A 16,024-nucleotide genomic window follows, 5' to 3' on the forward strand; every position below is an offset into this window, starting at 1 on the left:
AGGTCGCAGGACTGCGAACCAGGGGTGCGGCCCGTACCGGTATGGCCGGGCGTCCGCGCGGGGGCCTCCGCGGTGAGGTGCGATCAAACGTCAGCTGTTCGGTGTTGAAACCGTCAGGACGAATCGCTGCACGTAAGTGTAGGTGGAGCTCACGACACCGGTCCCTTCCTCCCGGTCGAGCTCCCGGCCGATCACGGTCGCCCCGGTCACGGTGATCGCGTTGAGGTACTGGCCGCTGCCCGGCACCCGGGCCAAAAACGCCTGCCGGGCCTTGTCGGCCTGCAAGGACGCCTGCTCGGCGGTCTGCCCCACCGACGACACCTGCAGAAGCACCCGGGCATCGGCGTCGCTGTCCCCGAAGACCGGGCCCAGGCCGGCGACTTGCCCCAGCTCGTACAACACGCAGTACGGGATCGTGTTGCCCGTCGGCACCGACGCCGTCGTGGGCGCCGTCCCGTACCCGCAGGAGCGGCCTGTCGCCGTCTGCAGCATGGTCTGTACTGCGAGCGCCACTTGGCGCCCCGACACACTCATCTAGTCCTCCTCGTCGTTGTTCGTCATCCGGTCTGCGGTGACAGCGGCTTGAATGTCCGCGATAGCGAAGGTGTGCAGCCCGAGTTCGGACCACACGGGCATGTCGGATGGGCTCGATGCTCGAAGCAGTCCCAGGCCGCCAGTCTCCTCATCGATGAGCTCGACGACGAACACCAGCCGCGACACGATGCCGTAGCCGTGGGCCGCCATGACGTCGGCGACGGCCCGATGCAGGTCCTCCGACGGGGTGCTCACGCCGGGTTCCCGTCGGCGATCCGGCCGATGGCTGCCGTGAACAGGGGGCTGACCGTTTCAACGGCGGGGCCGACGTGGGCGTACGGGGGCTGGTCGTAGACGCGGCCGAGGCTGTCGGGGCCGACGTACCCGAACTCCAGGCGCCTGCCCTGTGGTTTGGCGGTGCCGACGGTCGCCGTCACCGCTTCGCCGGTGACGTGCACCTCGTGCGTCCAGGAGCGCCTGTAGTCGCCAGTCGGCGCGTTCGGTCCGGGCCTGCCCGAGGCGTTGGCCTTGATCTGCGTCTCCAGCAGCATCGCGTAGTGCTGTACGACGGACACCGCAGACGGCAGCATCCGTGCGGCGCGGGCCTGCAGTTGGGCGGCGATCTCGTCCGCGTTACTGAAGGCGCCGGGGCGCGGGGGGCCGAGGGCAGCCACTATCCGGTCACCTCCGGCTGCCACCGTCCGGACGCCCAGTCCTGCAGCAGCCGCAGCATGGCCCGGGTCATCTCGTGCGGCCCGCCGTCCATCAGGTCGTGCCGGGCCAAGGCGTTGCGCTCCAGCTCGCCCGCGTCGATCGCCGACAGGAACGCCGCGGCGGCCGGTCCCGGGTCCGGGGAGACACCGACGGCGACGCGGGCCAAACCGTCGAACTCGTCCTTCACCAGGGGCGACAGGAACAGCAGCAGCTCCGCCGGCTGGCCCGCACGCTGGCGAAGGTCGTACCCGGAGATTTGGGAGGAGATGTCGCGGCCGTCGAGTGCCACGGTTCCGGTGGTGTGTTCGGCGGTAATCCGCACCCAGTGCGCCTGATCATCCATGCCGTTCAGCCTACGAAGGGGCGCGGACAGCACTGCGGCCTCACGCAGGGGGTGCGCGAGGCCGCCAAGAGGCCGTGGGTCAGATGGCGCTGGACGCGGTGGTGATGCGTTCCATCAGCCTGGTGGAGCGGCAGATCTCCACCGTGGACGCCTCGGTGACGTCGTCGGCGAGCCAGATGCGGCCGGCCAGGCCGCCCGTCTCGGTGACGATCTCCACCAGGTCGCCGAGCAGCGCAACTGGCGCCGACACGGGCGTCACCAGCCGGTACCAGGCGGAGCCCTCGGACAGCCAGTCCTGGCCGAGGACCTGACCGAAGACGATCTGCCCGTGCGTGGACAGCACCGCACCCGGCCCGTCGTACACCACGGTGGTCGGGGTCTGGCCGGGCTCCCCGGTCACCGGGTCCAGGACGGGCTGGCCGGCTGTGCGGGAGATCCGCACCGTGTCGGTCAGCTGCGCCTCCAGGTCGGCCCTGGCCTGCGAAAGATCCACTGGCACCGGCTCACGCCCCGGTCGTCTGGGTGGACTCGTCCAGCCACGTGGTGCGGACGACGGCGAGCGAGTTGGCATCGGAGATGTCCAGGACCCGCCACACCCTGTTCATCAGGCCCGGGTCTTGCGTGGCGACGGTAACGCGCACGTGGTCCTCCCGCGACGCGAGCGGTACGTCCAGCGGCGTCAGCAGCCGGTACCGGTTACGGGTGTCATCGGCGTACGCCTGTCCTTCCAGGGACAGGACCAGGCCGGGCCCGCCGGACGCGAAGATCGCACCGGAACCGGCGTAGATGATCTTGTCCGGGCCGGGGTGGTACTCGCCGGAGTCCGGGTCAAGGACCGGCTCCCCGGGGCGGAAGATCTCGACAGTGTCCACGAGGATGCGCGTCTCGACGATGGGGGCGACGGCAGCAAGCGAAAGCCCCTCAGAGGGCGGAGGAGTGCTCATACGTTCGAGCGTAGGACTGCGTTCGGACAACTCCCCTGGTGACGTGCCTGCTTCGCCCCTCACAGGAAGGCGGGGGGCCTGTCCTCGAAGTAGGCCGAGCCCGGGATGACGCCGCGCGTCCACTGCTGCAGCGTGTCGGCCTCTCCGTCCTTGCGGTCAAGGCTGCGGCGGATGACATGGAGGGTGACCACCTGCCGCTCCGTGGCCGAGTCGAAGTGCTCTCCCCGCGCGGCCCGGTAGACGCCGTATCCCTTGGCGTCGGCCGACATGCGTCCGGCCCGGCCGAAGGCCATCGCGGGGGCAAGATCCTCGAAGAACACCCACAGCTGCGGCAGCCTCGGCCCGCACAGACCCACCGCGTAGCCCTGCACGATCTGGTGCCCGTCGCTGTCGCGCGCCGACGGGAGAGTCCTGACCGCGTGGACGTGGTCGTAGTTCGGCTGGGGCTGAGGCTCGGACGGCCACGGCTCCCACTGGCAGTCGGGGCACTCAGCCGCGCCGGGGCTGGTCTGCGTTCCATTCATGGGTACAGCATCCCCGACGCGCTGGCAGCGCGGGGCGCAAACGGCACCGCCTCCCGGAGGGGGTGCCGGAAGGCGGGGCCGTAACAGGGGCCGATCAGTTCATGCCGGGACACTACTGGCGAGAGTCAAGCCGCGTCCCATTGATGAGCGCGGCCGCCTCGCCACTCGACCATCTGCGGGTCGTCGATCAAGTCCTCTGCATCCGGGAGCCCGGCCCGGCGCAAGAACTCCACCAGGTCCCGGTCATCGTGGGCAAGCCCGAGTATCTGCCTGTACGCGGCAACCTGCCGCCCCCCGGTCGGAGAAGGCTGGTGCACGACAATCGGAGCAGCGACCATGCCTCCAGAGTGCAGCGGTGTGCTGCTCACAGCACACCGAGCGCGGTGTCCGAACCCTCTCATCGCCTGGCCGGTAGGCTCGCTGGCCATGTCCATACCGAGACCCGCATGGATCACCCCGCGCAGTGTGAGAGCCGTCGCCGTCATGGCTGCCGTATTCGCATCCGGCTGGTACCTGGGGCAACCCGTCCTGCCCTCACACTGCGAGGCGCCGGTGAAGACCGTGCGCTACAGCGACCACCTGGCAGCCGACACGCTCCGAGGCTGCGACGACAAGCCGCGCCTCCTGGCCTGGCTCACAGGAAACCTCCGCTGAGAGCAGGACGGATCGCGGTGGTGGCGGCTTTCGGGCCCACCTTGGCAAGGAGCCCCGCCTCCCGGACGGGGGTGCCGGGAGGCGGGGCAGTAGCAGGGGCCGGTCAGACCTCGAAGTAGGCGACGATGACCACGGCGCCCAGAACGGTGACATGGTAGATCACGCGGGTGGTGCCTTCGGTGTACTCCCGCAGCGGCACCTGGCCCTCGCCGGTGGGCCGCTCGGCACCGATCGACGGGTCCAGCGAGATCGTGACGATCGCCCGGTCCAAGCGCACCAGGTCCGACACCGACAGCTTCGTCAGGCCGGGCTCACACTCCGGGGTGAACGCCACCTTGGCGCGTCTGCCGGGCGTGTGCCTAGGCGACACGGGCATCGCCGCCGTTCCCGGTCACGTCGATGCCGTGAGCCGCGAACAGCTCCACCCTGGTGGTCTCCCAGTCACGGGACAGGTCGATGCCGTTCTCGGCGAACCCGCGCAGCGACTCGGCCAGCATCGTCTCGCCGGCCGTCTCGGCCTCGTCCGCCTGCCGCAGCACGGCGGGCCTTTCGTGCTCCTCGAACACCAGCCGCATGGCTATCCCTTTCATTGCCGCGTCTCTCTTCGTAAGGTACGCCCGCAATGGTCGGGGGCGTAGCGATTCAGTCCAGGCCCGACCAGTAGCTGCACCACTGATCCGCCATGCGGGCCATGTGCAGCTTCCACGGTTCGGGGTCGTGCTCGGTGATGCTCTTCCACAGGCGCGCGTTGGCGGCCGAGAACGACGCCACCTCCGTACGGCCGGCGCCCTGCCAGGCGGGCAGGACCCTGCACACCGCGTCGGCCTGCGCCGCGGTGTGCCCGGCTTCCATCAGCCGCAGGATCAGCACCACCGGATCGACCCACGCCGGGCCGACCGTTGGCCACGCCCAGTCGATCAGCCAGTCCCGCGTCTCGCCGAGCAGGACGTTGTGCGACGCGAAGTCGGTGTGCAGCAGAGTCCGGCCGCCACGCCAGCGTTCGGCCGCGCCGGGGTCGGCGTGCGCCGCCCAGCGTTGCTCGACGGTGCGGACCACCGACGCCGGCGGGGTGTCCACCTGCGCCAGCTCGCCCGCCAGCCGCAGGACGCGCGGCAGGTCGGGCGAGCTCGGCGCGTAGTCGGCGTGACGGCCGCTGACGTACTCGAACCCGAGGAGGTCCCACCCCCCGTCCTGGACTCGCCACAGGATCGTGGGAGCCAGGCGGGGGGCGACGTACGGGTTGATCGCGGCCTCGCGCTGCTGCGAGGGGTGCTGAGGGTGATCGGACGGCATGCCCTTGACGAACAGAAGCTGTTCGGCGGTGAACACGCACGCGGCGATCTGGGAGTTCTTGCCGCCGGAGACGGTCTCGGCCTTGAGGACCGGCCCGGTATGGGCTTCCACAGCGTGGTGGACGTGCTCGGGCAGGTGCTCCCAGTCGATGCGCGACATGGACATGTGTGGCGCCGTTCCTATCGGACGAAGCGGGCGGGGCCGCCCCGGTCGGAAACTACCACCGGGGCGGCCGCGCAGACTCCTAGTACGGGTTGTCGTCGCTGGCGCTGCAGTTGCACATCGTGGCCTCCAGGAACCCGTCCAGGTCGCCCACGATGATCACCTCCTCGTCGCCGACGGTGCCGGGGAGCTCGGCCCCCAGCGGCGGGCGGCTGTCCGCGTCCGCGTCCGTCTTCGGCTCGGGCGGCCGCTTGCCGATCTCAACCATCACGGTCGTCATGCGTGGTTCCTCTCTTCGTGCTGGCAGTAACTGACGAGTGGCGCCTTGGCCTCCTGGTACAGCTTGGCCAAGGGCCTGCAGGTCCGGCAGGTGCCGGACAGTGCGCAGCCGGAGCAGCCTCCGGTGCGCAACATCAGGGAGTCCGCGATGCCACGGAGGCGGCGCAGACCCTCCACGCCTTCGGTCATGAGGTCGATCTGCGGATCACGGCCGATCTTGCAGATCGACGCCTGGCCGAATGGGTCGGCGTGGAAGAAGGTGTGGCCCGCGTTGCAGCCCTTGAAGACCCTGCGGGCGCTCTCGTACCGGATCGACTGGGTGGCCAGCACAGAGCCGTCGCCGCCGATGGTCGGCGACATGTTGCCGTAGACGTTGTGTGGCCCGTACTTCTCGGCCAGCGCCTCCATCTCGGCAACCTCGTGCTGGTTGTCCTTGGCCACCACCACGTTCATCCGCATGGGCAGCCCGGCCTCGCGGGCAGCGTCCAGGCCGCGCACGAACCGCTTGAAGCTGCCGCGGCGGCGGGTGATGCCGTCGTAGGTCGCCTCGGTGGCCCCGTACACGCTGATCGTGAGCCGGTACGGGGGACGTCCCCGGAACAGGTCCTGGATCATCTCGGAGTGCAGGCGGGACCCGTTGGTGGAGACCTGCATCATCATGCCGAGGTCGTAGGCGTAGGCGTACACCTGCGGGAACCGCCGATCGATCAGCGCCTCTCCGCCGGTGATCTGCAGGTACACCACGCCGGCGTCGGCCATGATGCCGAGGAGCTGCTTCTGCTGCTCCCAGCTCATGCCCTCGAACCGCTTCTCGCCGAGGTAGCAGAACTCGCAGTCGTAGTTGCAGCCGAGGTTGATCTCGTAGGACGCGCGGACGTACCCGTGGGGCGACGGCTTGCGGACCAGGATCGACTGGCCGACCTTGCTGCCGGTCAGGTCCAGGCCCCACGCCTGCCGGACCGCGTCTGCGGTCCACTGCGGGACCGGGGTGTCCGGGTGGGCGTCGGCCAGCTCCTTGAAGCGGGCGGCGCCCAGGCGCAGCCCGTTGTGCTGGCCGGGGCGCAGTAACAGGTGCCCGTCCATGAACGGGCTGGCGATCAGATCGTGCTGCATGTCCCCTCCTTTGCCGGTGTCCCCGCCCGGCCGCAACGGGGAGGCGATGCGGCCGGGCGGGTGCTGGAAGGAAGAGGGGCGATTCCCCTCCTCCTAAGCCTTATTTTAGCCGCATTCGGGGTGGGGTGCAAGATTTTTCCCGACAAAACCGCAGGTCAGAGCCCTGGTGGCCTTGGGGGTGCGGGGCGGTCGGCGGCCCTCTCACCGCTCAGGATCGTGCCGACCGGCACCGTGCTTGTCGGGTCCGACAGCTCAGCCACCGCAGCCTCCAGCCGCTGCGGATCCACCCCCAGGAACCGCGCGGCCGCCTCCGCGATCGCGTCCGCGAGACGCGCCCGCATCCGGGCCTCATGCCGGTTCAGCGCGATCTGCACCGCCGCCGCCTCCGCTCCCGCGATCAGCGTGCTGGTGACCCGCTGCCTCGGCTCCACGCCGAACGTCATCATCAGCACGAGCTGCCCGCGCTCCGGGTCGAAGACCACGCGGAACGGCAGCTGCTCCTCGGGGGCGACGGTCACGGTTCTCTCTCCCTTGCCTTTCGGACGGGCGGACTGCTGGGCACGGGCCCACGCTCAGATCAGGGCGTGAGCGAATGCAGGTCTGCGGCCAAGACGACAACCGGCGGAACGATCAGGGACGTTGCTGCGATGAACAGGGCGGCGGAGTGTCGCCGGGCGGTGGCAGCGAGCCCTACCACTCGGTTGATTAAGTGCATGGCGGAGTTCCCGGGGTCAGGCCCACGCGGGGGCTGCAGGTGGAACCGGCCCGGCAGCGCGTACGGGGGGCACGCCACCGGGCCGGGGCTTCACGGGGCGGACGGCCGGCGGATGGTCGCCCACACGGTCTTGCCGCCGGGCTTCCGCAGCCGCACCCCGAAGTCGGAGGCGGCCGCGCGAACGAGGAACAGCCCCCGGCCGCTCTCCGCGTGGCGCGACGCGACCGTCGGCCGCGGCGGGTTGCGGCTCGGGTCGGACACCTCCAACAGCAGCTCCGCACCGTCATCAGTGACATGCAGGTGCACCAGGTGCCGGGCGTCGCAGTGCCGGATGGCGTTGGTGACCAGCTCACTGGTGATCAGGACGGCGGTGTCCACCGCATCGTCGGGCACCAGCCAGCAGGCCAGGATGGAACGAACCTGCCGGCGGGCCTCACCCACCGCCTTCGGGAACGGCGTCAGCCACAGCTCCCACTGCTGGCCGGTCGTTGACTCGTCGCGCGTACTCGCCATCGAGGACACCGCTTCCCCTCCAAGGGGCAGTGCCCCGGTCGGGTTTTCCAAGAGGTCAGCGCCGACCTGACGTTGCGTCGGACACTGTGTGTAGGAAACCCGTCACCGAGCCGTCCCGCCATCTCCGATGCGGTCAGCGCATACAGATATGCACAGGACGCATACGCGGCGGGTACATCCGATGCGAACGTACGTAGCGTGGAGGGGAATGCATGAACTGGGCCGGGAACAAGCAAATCCGAGACGCGTCACGTGACGGCGACTATGGCCGCGTCATCAAGCAGGCCCGCAAAGCATTAGGTCTGACCCAACGCCAACTAGGAGAGGCATGCGGCCTGTCCCAGTCAGCCACGTCCCGCCTCGAAGACCGCGGCGTCGGCACCTACAACATGAGCCTCCTGGCGAGCGCAGCCAGCCACCTCGGCCTCCCCCCGAATCTGGTCGGCCTCGCCGACTACGACCGGAACGGGAACAGCACCGTGGAACGCCGCGAATTCCTCGCTGGCGTCGCCGCAGTCGCCGCGACGCCAACCCTCCCCACCCAACTCCAGACCCGCCCCGAATGGGACAGCGGCCAGGCAGCAGCCCTGCGCGTGGCCACCAGCGCCTTCCGCCGCCTGGACGCCACCGTCGGCTCACGCGACCTCGCCGAGACCGCACAGGCCCACCTACGGCTCATCCAGCGCGTCGCCTCCCAGGCCCCCGACGCCTCCCACCGGGCCCGCATGGCCGCCGTCGGCTCCGAAGCCGCATCGCTGGCCGGCTGGCTCGCCTGGGACATGGCCGACCACGGCTCGGCCCGCACCTGGTACGGCTCGGCCATCAAAGCCGCACGCACCGCCGGAGACCCGCTGCTGGCCGCCTACCAGACCGGCAGCCTCGCCCAGTTCGAGGTAGAGGCGGGCAACACCGCCGAAGGGCTGCGCCTGATCGCCCGCGCCCGCCGCCAGCTCGGCCCCGACCTGCCCGCCATCGCCGCCGCCTGGCTCGCCTCGATCGAGGCCGTCGCCCACGCCACCGCCGGCGACGACCGCGCCACCGAACGAGCCCTGCGCTCCTGCGAACAGCACACCACCCGCGTCCCCCGCGAGGACCCGCCGCCGTGGCCGTGGGTGTTCAGCTTCGACGAGCGGAAGGTCGCCTCCTGCCGCGTGGTGTGCGGGGCCCGCCTCGGCCGGTCCCGCTGGGTCCTGTCATCCGCGCAGGAGATCACCGCAGCCCTGTCCTCCGGCCACGAGAAGCAGCGGGCGCTGCTCACCCTCGACGTCGCCACCGGCCACCTCGCCTCCGGTCGCATCGACAGCGCCTTCGCCCTGGCGACGCGCGCCGTCAACGACGGGCTGCGGCTGCGGTCCGGCCGCGTCGTGGAGCGGGCCCGTGCCTTCCGCCGCTCCTATGCCACCGCCACGCCGCCCGGTATCGTGCGCGACTTCGACACCCTGCTCCACGACGTCTACCTATGAGGAGGATCCAGCCATGCGCCTGGGCATCACGGGCCACCGGGGTCTGTCACCGGAGGTCGAAGCCCAAGTCCGGGCCGAACTCGCCGAACTGGTCGCCGACTGCCAGCCGGAAGACCTGGTGGGGATCAGTTGCATCGCCGACGGCCCCGACGCCTGGTTCGCGCAGGCCGTCCTCGCGCACGGCGGCCGCCTCGAGGTAGTCATCCCCGCCGCCGAGTACCGCGAGAGCCTGCCCGACTGGCACCACCCCGTCTACGACGAGCTCACCGCCCGCGCCGCCGACGTCCACCACACCGGGATGCGCGAGTCCAACTCTCAGGCCCACCAGGCCGGCAGCGAGATCGTCGTGGGCCTGGCCGACCAGCTGATCGCCGTGTGGGACGGGAAACCGGCCCGCGGCTACGGCGGAACCGCCGACGTCGTCGCGTACGCCCGCCGCGTCGGCGTTCCCGTGCGCGTCATCTGGCCCGAAGGTGCCACGCGGGACTGAGTCAGCGAAGTGCGCCAGGCGGATACAGCTCCACCTGCTGGGCTACCGGGTCCCAGACCCATATCTCGCTCTGCAGCCACAGACGCGGTAGCTCGGTAATCTCCTCGCAGAAGGGGTCCGGACACCCCTGGCACAGCGTCCCTTCATTCATGTGCATCCAAAGGTCCGTGCCGACCGGGGACGGACGCCAGTCCCGGTCGCCGACGAGAACGGCCCTGAGGTTGTACAACTGCATGCCTGCAGTCCCGTCGGGGGCGGGCACCCGCCACTCCCGTTCGTGCATCCAGGTTGAGCCGGTGCCGGTTCGCACCGCCCAGTGCTCCAACCCGGCGACACGGAACTGGTCGTAGACCTCGTCCGGCACGTACGCAACTGCCCCGCCGCCGGCCTCCAGCAAGCCTTGTCGAGTGGCTACGATGCCCCACGGCTCAAACTGACGGTCGCCGATTAGGTGGGCGAGGTGGTTGGCAGGACTCTCGGAGAAACAGGCGCAGGCGCGTTCCACGCCGTACGGCGCGAAGGTACGCAGCAGCTCGCTATACAGGATCGAGTCCAGCCGCTGGCTGGCAGTCATCGCTCGGACGTCCGGTGTCGCGCCCGGTCCCGGCTCCCTACCTCTGCTGGTGAAGTGCACCAGCTCCTCACTCTGCGCGGGCCCAACCGCGCCCAGGAGAGATCTCTCGACCATCACCCCTCGCCTTCCCACCTACGTGAGAGCACTTATACCTCAGGCACATGGTCGGGCCGTGGCCCGAATGCCCTGCTGCACCGCGGGTGGGAGATCGGCCACGCCGCAGCCTCCTCGACCGTCCTGAGCGAGCCTGTGGCCTTGTCGGGGTCCTGGTGGCTGGTCCACCCGCAGCCGGCTCCGTCGAAGACCTGCATGTACTGCACGCGGGCCTCCCGCGCCCGGTTCAGGGTGCCCGAGTTGTAGGCCACTGCCGACTTGGTGAGGGTCGCCGACTCCGCCCACGCCTGCACCGGCACCCGTGCCCCGTTGCGGTAGACCACGTACTGCAGTTGGTGCTCGGCGGCCAGGCGGTCGGCGAGGGCCTTCGCGGCCTGCAACGCCGTGGTGTTCCCTGCCGCCAGCAGCGGCACCTCACGGCGTGCCGCCTCGCGCACCGCCCGGTAGAACGCGGCCGCCATGCGCTGCTCCTCCTGTGAGCGGCGCAGGAAGTCGGCGTACGAGTCGGACGCCAGCGACTGCAAGGCCTCGGCGTGGATCAGGGTCCACGTGAACCGGCCACCCAGGGCTTCGGCGGCCTGTTGCGCCCCCTGCTCGTACAGCAGCGGCAGCTGGCGGGTGACGAACGCGCGGGCCTCGGCGTCCACACGCTGCTGGAAGTCAGCGATGGCGGCCTGGAACTCCGCGAGGCGGGCAACCATGTGCGGGGCGCGGCCCGACTCCGACAGGGCGGCCAGGACGGCCGTCTGCTGGTCGGCGAGGCGCTGCCAGGCGTCCTGCAGGACAGCGGCAACCCGGGCCGCGACGGTCTTCGCGTCGCCGGGGACCAGTGGCGGAAACTCGTAGGCCACCGCTTACCGGTGCCAGCTGTGGGCGCGGCGCAGTGGCGCGACGACCAGTTCGGTGCCATCGGTGGTGTCGTCCGGGGCGGTGGCGGCCTCCACGGATGCGATCTGCCGTTCCAGGCCGGTGAGGTTGTTGCTCTGGTCGAGGGTCACGACGCCGTTGACGGTCAGCTGCAGCGGGTCGGCAAGCAGCCTGGCGCGGCGTTCGGACAGCACCTCCAGGGCGACGGCCTTCGCCGCACCGAGGCGGGTGTACCGGTCCTGCAGGTCGGCCGGGTCGGTGGCTTTGCCGAGCTGTGCTTGGAGCCAGGAGAGGACTGCGGGGTCCACGGGTGGTGTCCTTCCGGGTAGCAGGCCCGGCCCGGCACCCCGCAGCGGGTGCCGGGCTGGGCCTGGCTTTGGGTTACTGCTCTCCGGCGGCCTTGCGGGCCCGGGTCTTGGCGGCCGGCTTGGCCGGGGCCTCCGGCACCGGCACCGGTTCGACCTCGGGCTCCGGCTCCGACTCCGGCACCGGCTCGGGCTTGGGCTCGGCCTCCGGTCCAGGGTCGGTGGACGTCGGCGTCTCCGACTGGTCATCGACCGTCACCTCCTCCGGCGTCTCCCACGCGTCGGGGTTGGTGATGGCCTCGGCCACGTCCTCGTCCGGCTCCTCACCGGGCTGCAGGATCAGCAGTTCGTGCGTCGTGGGGTGCTCGATGTGCACCGCTGCTGCCAGTCGCCGCCCCATCACAGCACCTTCGCCACGATGTGGCAGTCCGGCGCGAAGAGGACGGGCATGGCCACGGCCGCACCCTTGGTCCACACCTGCGGCGGGTCGTCCTTCGTGCCCTTGGTGATGATCAGGCCCGGCGCGTCCTCGCGAACGATCTCCGGGTTGCTGCCACGAGACAGCACCAGGGACTCCGCCGTGGTGCCATACATGGTCTGGCCCCACTTGGTGCGGTCCGGCGGCACCATCACCCACCGGTCGTCAGGCAGCGGCCGCACCGTGGCACCGTCCACCCGAACCTGACCCTTGTACAGCTCGATCGGCGGCAGCCCGTAGTTGCCGCGCACCACGTTGACCTGCTGCGGCGTCAGCGACGCGGTCGGCGTGGTCGACGGGTTGACGCTGCCGTAGTACGCCGCCCGGTAGGCGTTGTTCTTCCCCAGGAAGGAAAAGGCGCGGCGGCTGGTGACAACCAGCTCCGGGAACGGGGCGCCGATGGAGTCGAGGTAGTCCAGCCACCCCAGCTCGTCCCTGATCGCATCCGCAGTCGGGTCGGACCACAGGACCGGCGCCGTCGGCATGTTCGCCGCCGGCACCTGGAAGTCGACGTCGGTCGTAAGGGCGTTCTCCGCCGCCAGGGAGAACTTGCCGTCGGTGAGGACATCACCGGCGGCCAGCTCCAGACGCGAGTTGACGGCCTCCACGTGCCGCTCGACGTCGTCGTACAGCAGCTCGATCAGGCGGTCCTGGTCGGCGCCGCGGGACGCCTCCTGCAGCAGGATCTCCATCTCGCCGACGAGCAGCTTCTGCCCCAGGGCGGGCAGCATGCCCTGCGTGCTGGTCGTCCACGCCTGGCGGTCGGCGAGGACCACGCTGGCGTCGTAGCTGCGGTACTTCGCGGCGTTGACGTAGCGGCCCTGGTTCTTGATCCGCCACATCACGTCGGAGACCTCCACCTTCGGGAAGATCTTCTGCGTGAGCAGGAAGTCAGCCGGGGTGGGAATGGTGCGGGCGAACGTGGTCAGGTCCTGGACGGTGATGCCCTTGATGAGGTCCTGGATAGACATGGTTGCGGGCCTCCTTCCTTAAACGAAGCGGATCTGGCAGGTGGTGGACGGCACGACCGGGGCGACGACGACGGGGAGCTTCGACGTCTTCACCGATCCGTGCCACAGCAGCGCGGCCGGAACCTTCGTCTGGGTGGGGTTGAACAGGACCTCGGCGAACACGAACCCGGCGAGGTTCTGGCGGCCGTCGGCGGCACCGGTGGAGTACAGGCCGTAAAGGCCGCTGGCGGTGATCTTGCCGACGGGGATGCCGGACACGATCCGGCTGAACGGCACGCTGGTGTCGGTCGAGGCGAAGTAGTGGGTGCCCGCGGCAAGCGTGGACATGTCGAGGGTGATGGAGTCGGTCTGGTCGGTGCCGTGCAGCGACGCCAGCCAGGACCGGTCGGCGGTCAGGTTCTGGGTCGTGGTGACCGGCTGAACGGTCATGTGTCCTCCGTGGACGCGATCAGGCGGATGATCGTCCGCTCACCAGGTGGTGGCGTCGTCCACGGGAAGGGGCGTGGTCCCCACAGTCCGGCCTTGTCCCGCCGGTGGGAAGTTCAGGTGGTGGTGTAGCCGCGGCGGCGGGCCATCTCGGCGCCGGCCGCGCCCCGCTTCGGGACGTTGCCGCCGCGCTGCGGGGGCCCACCGGCAGGTGAACCACCGGGCGCTGCCGCCGGGGTGGGCGTTTTGCCGAACAGCTCCGGGCGGCGCGCCTTGAGTGCGGTGGCCGCGCCGGTGACGGCCTGCTCGTCGGCGTCGTCGTCGACGGTCAGGAGACGTTCGGCGTCGGCGAGGTCGGCACCGGTGGCGCCGAGCGCGACGAGGGCGGAACGGCGCACCGCGGCCTTCTCGCGGGCGACAGCAGCAGCCTCACGGGCGGCAGCGGCAGCGGCAGCGTCGTCCGCGGCCTTCTCCCGGCGCTGCACCTCCGTCAGCTGCGCGTCCTGCGCGTCCTGCTGGGCCTTGACGAACGCGGCCAGGTCGTCGGTCTTGGCGAACCCCAGCTGCTCCACGAGCTTGCGCACCGCAGCACGTTCGCCCTGCTGCTTCTCGCGGGCCAGCAGCCGCGTCAGCGTCTCCTGGTCCATCGGCTGCCCCATCTGGGCGGCAGGCTGGGCGGGGTCGGGGACCTGGTCGTTGGACGGGTCGGTGGGGTCCGCGCCCAGGAGCGGGTAGATCGGGCGGCCGTCGCGTCGGTGACCGATGGGGGTGTGCGGGTCGGGCAGCGGGCGGGCCATCACGGTGTCGTCCTCCAGCAGCAGCGCCCCCGCGCCGTGGATCAGTGTAGCCACAGCCGCAGCCACCCATCCCGTGTGCGGCTCGCAGATCACAGGGTTTGCTGCACCGGTCGGCCGCCGAGTCCGAAGAAGTCCGGTCCGGCCTTCATCAGACGCCTCTCTCCGAGAGATACCGCTCCTCTGAGTCGGGGGGCCGCCCTACGCCAACCGGTGTGCCGATGCCGTCCGTCAGGAGGCCGATACGCTGTGGGCCGCTCTTCCCCACCCTCACCCGCCCGCGCGGGTGTTGCCCTGGCCTGCAGCGGTCGCGTCGTCTCATGGCATGAGGATGAAACACAGATGTTGATAGCGGGCCGGTACTGGCTGCACGACCCGATCGGGCGGGGTGCGATGGGGGAGGTCTGGCGGGGATCCGACGAAACTCTCGGCAGACCGGTGGCCGTCAAGCTCCTGCTCGCCCAGGAATCCGACCCCACGGCCGCCTCCCGCTTCCGCCTGGAAGCGCAGACCGCCGGCCGCCTCAACCACCCCCACGTCGTCAGCGTGCTGGACTTCGGCGAGCAGGAGGGCCGCCTGTTCCTGGTGATGGAGCTGGTCGACGGCGACAGCCTCGCGGGCCTGCTGTCCGCCACCGCGCCCCCGCCCGCCGAGAGCGTCGCCCGCATCGCCGCCCAGGCCGCGGCCGGACTCGCCGCCGCCCATCAACAGAGCATCGTGCACCGCGACATCAAGCCCGCAAACCTGCTCCTGGACGCCGACGGCACCCTCAAGATCGGCGACTTCGGCATCGCGCGTTTCCTCGACGACCCGGCCGCCGCCCTCACCGCCACCGGGCAGATCATCGGCACCAGCCTCTACCTCGCCCCCGAACGCGCCCTGGGCAAGCCCGCAGTTCCCGCCTCCGACATGTACTCCCTGGGCTGCGTGCTCTACCAGCTCCTCACCGGACGCCCGCCGTTCCAGGCCGACACCGCCATCGCCATCCTCCACCAGCACCTTGACGCCACGCCCGTACCTCCCCGTGATCTTGGCATCGTGCTCCCGCCCGCCTTCGAAAACTACCTGCTTGGCCTCCTCACCAAGCAGCCCGAGGACCGGCCCACCGCCCAGCAGATGACCGACTGGTTCGCTGCCGGCGCCTGGCAGGGCCACCCCGAGCCACTGCCCTCCCCACTCCCGGCTCCGGTCGCCCGCTTCGTCCAGGGCTCTCCGCTCCCCGAACCCGGCCCCGCGACCACGTATGTACTCCCAGCCGCCACCGTGCCCGCGGGCGGGCGCGGCCGCCGGGAACGCCAGCAGTGGGCCGGCGAGGTCCGCCGCCTCGTCGGCCGTCGGCCCAGACTGCTGGGTACCCTCGCCGCCGCCCTGGTCTTCCTGGCCGCGATGCTGCTCGGCATGAACTTGTTCGCACCGGAGCGGAGCTCGGCGGACACCCCCCAGGCCGACCCGACGACCCGTACGACAAGCCCCGCCCCGGCGCCGCCACATTCCTCCCCGGAGCCGAGCACGGCCCCAGCCACATTCCCCACACCCGAGCCGCTTCCCTCCACCGACGAGGACCAGGACGAGGACGACTGAGCGAGTTGACGGTGCGACACCTGCGCTCTGCTCAACGAACGCGGCGTCCACGGACGCATCGCGCACACTTGGTCGGAACACCCCCGCGTCGGCGGGGAGGACGAGCGTGAGTTGTTTGTCGAGCCAGGCAAAGACCGGAACACCCCCGCGTCGGCGGGGAGGACGGGGCGAAG

At 70.4% G+C, this 16,024-nt stretch carries 26 protein-coding genes and 1 CRISPR repeat array (1 of these 27 only partly in view); of the genes, 4 read left to right on the forward strand and 22 right to left on the reverse strand.

Translation table 11 applies throughout. The features are described from left to right. Positions 1–90: 90 nt before the first annotated feature. The 8 genes from ACWD6R_RS16590 to ACWD6R_RS16625 all read right to left on the reverse strand — a co-directional run bounded on the left by ACWD6R_RS16590 (position 91) and on the right by ACWD6R_RS16625 (position 3,397). A complete protein-coding gene (locus ACWD6R_RS16590; RefSeq protein ID WP_326604259.1) occupies positions 91–534 on the reverse strand; it encodes a hypothetical protein in 444 nt (147 codons plus the stop codon). Beyond that, positions 535–789 (reverse strand): hypothetical protein, encoded by a 255-nt coding sequence (locus tag ACWD6R_RS16595; RefSeq protein WP_451819330.1) that lies wholly within the window; start codon positions 787–789, stop codon positions 535–537. Then, positions 786–1,208, reverse strand: a complete 423-nt coding sequence (locus ACWD6R_RS16600) for an HK97 gp10 family phage protein (RefSeq protein ID WP_451819331.1) — start codon at positions 1,206–1,208, stop codon at positions 786–788. The genes ACWD6R_RS16595 and ACWD6R_RS16600 overlap by 4 nt, the downstream gene beginning before the upstream one ends. Next, positions 1,208–1,591: a hypothetical protein gene (locus ACWD6R_RS16605; RefSeq protein WP_451819332.1), complete on the reverse strand. Its 384-nt coding sequence runs from the start codon at positions 1,589–1,591 to the stop codon at positions 1,208–1,210. The genes ACWD6R_RS16600 and ACWD6R_RS16605 overlap by 1 nt, the downstream gene beginning before the upstream one ends. 79 nt (positions 1,592–1,670) lie before the next feature. After that, on the reverse strand, positions 1,671–2,084 hold the full coding sequence (locus tag ACWD6R_RS16610) for a DUF6093 family protein (RefSeq protein WP_451819333.1): 414 nt from the start codon (positions 2,082–2,084) through the stop codon (positions 1,671–1,673). 10 nt (positions 2,085–2,094) lie between these two features. Beyond that, on the reverse strand, positions 2,095–2,535 hold the full coding sequence (locus ACWD6R_RS16615) for a DUF6093 family protein (protein WP_451819334.1): 441 nt from the start codon (positions 2,533–2,535) through the stop codon (positions 2,095–2,097). Between the two features lie 59 nt (positions 2,536–2,594). Next, a complete protein-coding gene (locus tag ACWD6R_RS16620) occupies positions 2,595–3,059 on the reverse strand; it encodes a hypothetical protein (RefSeq protein WP_451819335.1) in 465 nt (154 codons plus the stop codon). A gap of 125 nt (positions 3,060–3,184) precedes the next feature. Next, the gene (locus ACWD6R_RS16625) at positions 3,185–3,397 is read right to left on the reverse strand and encodes a hypothetical protein (protein ID WP_451819336.1); all 213 of its coding nucleotides are present in this window, start codon (positions 3,395–3,397) and stop codon (positions 3,185–3,187) included. 88 nt (positions 3,398–3,485) lie between these two features. On the opposite strand from ACWD6R_RS16625, the gene ACWD6R_RS16630 reads away from it, so the two are divergent. Continuing rightward, positions 3,486–3,713 (forward strand): hypothetical protein, encoded by a 228-nt coding sequence (locus ACWD6R_RS16630; RefSeq protein ID WP_451819337.1) that lies wholly within the window; start codon positions 3,486–3,488, stop codon positions 3,711–3,713. A 103-nt stretch (positions 3,714–3,816) separates the two neighbouring features. On the opposite strand, the gene ACWD6R_RS16635 is transcribed toward ACWD6R_RS16630, so the two are convergent. From ACWD6R_RS16635 to ACWD6R_RS16665, 7 genes are all read right to left on the reverse strand, one after another. Next, the gene (locus ACWD6R_RS16635; RefSeq protein ID WP_451819338.1) at positions 3,817–4,089 is read right to left on the reverse strand and encodes a hypothetical protein; all 273 of its coding nucleotides are present in this window, start codon (positions 4,087–4,089) and stop codon (positions 3,817–3,819) included. Next, positions 4,073–4,303 carry a hypothetical protein gene (locus ACWD6R_RS16640; RefSeq protein ID WP_451819339.1) on the reverse strand — a complete coding sequence of 77 codons (231 nt, stop codon included), beginning with the start codon at positions 4,301–4,303 and terminating at the stop codon, positions 4,073–4,075. Before ACWD6R_RS16640 ends, ACWD6R_RS16635 begins: the two co-directional genes overlap by 17 nt. A gap of 52 nt (positions 4,304–4,355) precedes the next feature. Further along, on the reverse strand, positions 4,356–5,171 hold the full coding sequence (locus tag ACWD6R_RS16645) for a phosphotransferase family protein (protein ID WP_451819340.1): 816 nt from the start codon (positions 5,169–5,171) through the stop codon (positions 4,356–4,358). A 79-nt stretch (positions 5,172–5,250) separates the two neighbouring features. Then, a complete protein-coding gene (locus tag ACWD6R_RS16650) occupies positions 5,251–5,448 on the reverse strand; it encodes a hypothetical protein (RefSeq protein ID WP_451819341.1) in 198 nt (65 codons plus the stop codon). Then, positions 5,445–6,560 (reverse strand): radical SAM protein, encoded by a 1,116-nt coding sequence (locus ACWD6R_RS16655; RefSeq protein WP_451819342.1) that lies wholly within the window; start codon positions 6,558–6,560, stop codon positions 5,445–5,447. Before ACWD6R_RS16655 ends, ACWD6R_RS16650 begins: the two co-directional genes overlap by 4 nt. A 155-nt stretch (positions 6,561–6,715) precedes the next feature. Beyond that, on the reverse strand, positions 6,716–7,078 hold the full coding sequence (locus tag ACWD6R_RS16660; protein WP_451819343.1) for a hypothetical protein: 363 nt from the start codon (positions 7,076–7,078) through the stop codon (positions 6,716–6,718). 287 nt (positions 7,079–7,365) lie between these two features. Then, complete coding sequence (locus ACWD6R_RS16665; protein WP_451819344.1) at positions 7,366–7,788, reverse strand: ATP-binding protein; 423 nt, start codon at positions 7,786–7,788, stop codon at positions 7,366–7,368. 212 nt (positions 7,789–8,000) lie between these two features. Between ACWD6R_RS16665 and ACWD6R_RS16670 the strand changes: the two genes are divergently transcribed. Both ACWD6R_RS16670 and ACWD6R_RS16675 read left to right on the forward strand, forming a co-directional pair. Continuing rightward, a complete protein-coding gene (locus tag ACWD6R_RS16670; protein WP_451819345.1) occupies positions 8,001–9,251 on the forward strand; it encodes a helix-turn-helix domain-containing protein in 1,251 nt (416 codons plus the stop codon). Positions 9,252–9,264: 13 nt separating this feature from the next. Then, the gene (locus ACWD6R_RS16675; RefSeq protein WP_451819346.1) at positions 9,265–9,741 is read left to right on the forward strand and encodes a hypothetical protein; all 477 of its coding nucleotides are present in this window, start codon (positions 9,265–9,267) and stop codon (positions 9,739–9,741) included. 1 nt (position 9,742) lies between these two features. Here the strand turns inward: ACWD6R_RS16675 and ACWD6R_RS16680 are convergent, their stop codons facing one another. From ACWD6R_RS16680 to ACWD6R_RS16710, 7 genes are all read right to left on the reverse strand, one after another. After that, positions 9,743–10,429 carry a hypothetical protein gene (locus tag ACWD6R_RS16680; RefSeq protein ID WP_451819347.1) on the reverse strand — a complete coding sequence of 229 codons (687 nt, stop codon included), beginning with the start codon at positions 10,427–10,429 and terminating at the stop codon, positions 9,743–9,745. A gap of 32 nt (positions 10,430–10,461) precedes the next feature. Further along, entirely contained in the window at positions 10,462–11,280 is an 819-nt protein-coding gene (locus ACWD6R_RS16685; protein WP_451819348.1) for a hypothetical protein, read from the reverse strand. Positions 11,281–11,283: 3 nt separating this feature from the next. After that, entirely contained in the window at positions 11,284–11,604 is a 321-nt protein-coding gene (locus ACWD6R_RS16690) for a hypothetical protein (protein WP_451819349.1), read from the reverse strand. A 73-nt stretch (positions 11,605–11,677) separates the two neighbouring features. Then, the gene (locus tag ACWD6R_RS16695) at positions 11,678–12,001 is read right to left on the reverse strand and encodes a hypothetical protein (RefSeq protein ID WP_451819350.1); all 324 of its coding nucleotides are present in this window, start codon (positions 11,999–12,001) and stop codon (positions 11,678–11,680) included. Beyond that, the gene (locus ACWD6R_RS16700; protein WP_451819351.1) at positions 12,001–13,050 is read right to left on the reverse strand and encodes a major capsid protein; all 1,050 of its coding nucleotides are present in this window, start codon (positions 13,048–13,050) and stop codon (positions 12,001–12,003) included. Before ACWD6R_RS16700 ends, ACWD6R_RS16695 begins: the two co-directional genes overlap by 1 nt. Positions 13,051–13,068: 18 nt before the next feature. Further along, positions 13,069–13,479, reverse strand: coding sequence for a head decoration protein (locus tag ACWD6R_RS16705; protein WP_451819352.1), 411 nt, complete (start codon positions 13,477–13,479; stop codon positions 13,069–13,071). A gap of 113 nt (positions 13,480–13,592) precedes the next feature. Then, entirely contained in the window at positions 13,593–14,327 is a 735-nt protein-coding gene (locus ACWD6R_RS16710; RefSeq protein WP_451819353.1) for a hypothetical protein, read from the reverse strand. A gap of 285 nt (positions 14,328–14,612) precedes the next feature. Between ACWD6R_RS16710 and ACWD6R_RS16715 the strand changes: the two genes are divergently transcribed. Then, on the forward strand, positions 14,613–15,851 hold the full coding sequence (locus ACWD6R_RS16715) for a protein kinase domain-containing protein (protein WP_451819354.1): 1,239 nt from the start codon (positions 14,613–14,615) through the stop codon (positions 15,849–15,851). 73 nt (positions 15,852–15,924) lie between these two features. Then, positions 15,925–16,024: a CRISPR direct-repeat array (repeat unit 29 nt; unit sequence CGGAACACCCCCGCGTCGGCGGGGAGGAC) (it continues 358 nt past the right edge of the window).

The sequence above is a fragment of the Streptomyces sp. NPDC005151 genome (assembly GCF_053599875.1).

Bases quoted from the DNA above. Each gene is read 5' to 3' on its own strand.
- ACWD6R_RS16655 (WP_451819342.1), bottom strand. From the start codon at position 6,560: ATGCAGCACGATCTGATCGCCAGCCCGTTCATGGACGGGCACCTGTTA.
- ACWD6R_RS16675 (WP_451819346.1), top strand. From the start codon at position 9,265: ATGCGCCTGGGCATCACGGGCCACCGGGGTCTGTCACCGGAGGTCGAA.
- ACWD6R_RS16640 (WP_451819339.1), bottom strand. From the start codon at position 4,303: ATGAAAGGGATAGCCATGCGGCTGGTGTTCGAGGAGCACGAAAGGCCC.
- ACWD6R_RS16695 (WP_451819350.1), bottom strand. From the start codon at position 12,001: ATGGGGCGGCGACTGGCAGCAGCGGTGCACATCGAGCACCCCACGACG.
- ACWD6R_RS16705 (WP_451819352.1), bottom strand. From the start codon at position 13,479: ATGACCGTTCAGCCGGTCACCACGACCCAGAACCTGACCGCCGACCGG.
- ACWD6R_RS16635 (WP_451819338.1), bottom strand. From the start codon at position 4,089: ATGCCCGTGTCGCCTAGGCACACGCCCGGCAGACGCGCCAAGGTGGCG.
- ACWD6R_RS16680 (WP_451819347.1), bottom strand. From the start codon at position 10,429: ATGGTCGAGAGATCTCTCCTGGGCGCGGTTGGGCCCGCGCAGAGTGAG.
- ACWD6R_RS16615 (WP_451819334.1), bottom strand. From the start codon at position 2,535: ATGAGCACTCCTCCGCCCTCTGAGGGGCTTTCGCTTGCTGCCGTCGCC.
- ACWD6R_RS16670 (WP_451819345.1), top strand. From the start codon at position 8,001: ATGAACTGGGCCGGGAACAAGCAAATCCGAGACGCGTCACGTGACGGC.
- ACWD6R_RS16590 (WP_326604259.1), bottom strand. From the start codon at position 534: ATGAGTGTGTCGGGGCGCCAAGTGGCGCTCGCAGTACAGACCATGCTG.
- ACWD6R_RS16605 (WP_451819332.1), bottom strand. From the start codon at position 1,591: ATGGATGATCAGGCGCACTGGGTGCGGATTACCGCCGAACACACCACC.
- ACWD6R_RS16630 (WP_451819337.1), top strand. From the start codon at position 3,486: ATGTCCATACCGAGACCCGCATGGATCACCCCGCGCAGTGTGAGAGCC.
- ACWD6R_RS16645 (WP_451819340.1), bottom strand. From the start codon at position 5,171: ATGTCCATGTCGCGCATCGACTGGGAGCACCTGCCCGAGCACGTCCAC.
- ACWD6R_RS16715 (WP_451819354.1), top strand. From the start codon at position 14,613: ATGTTGATAGCGGGCCGGTACTGGCTGCACGACCCGATCGGGCGGGGT.
- ACWD6R_RS16650 (WP_451819341.1), bottom strand. From the start codon at position 5,448: ATGACGACCGTGATGGTTGAGATCGGCAAGCGGCCGCCCGAGCCGAAG.
- ACWD6R_RS16625 (WP_451819336.1), bottom strand. From the start codon at position 3,397: ATGGTCGCTGCTCCGATTGTCGTGCACCAGCCTTCTCCGACCGGGGGG.
- ACWD6R_RS16700 (WP_451819351.1), bottom strand. From the start codon at position 13,050: ATGTCTATCCAGGACCTCATCAAGGGCATCACCGTCCAGGACCTGACC.
- ACWD6R_RS16665 (WP_451819344.1), bottom strand. From the start codon at position 7,788: ATGGCGAGTACGCGCGACGAGTCAACGACCGGCCAGCAGTGGGAGCTG.
- ACWD6R_RS16620 (WP_451819335.1), bottom strand. From the start codon at position 3,059: ATGAATGGAACGCAGACCAGCCCCGGCGCGGCTGAGTGCCCCGACTGC.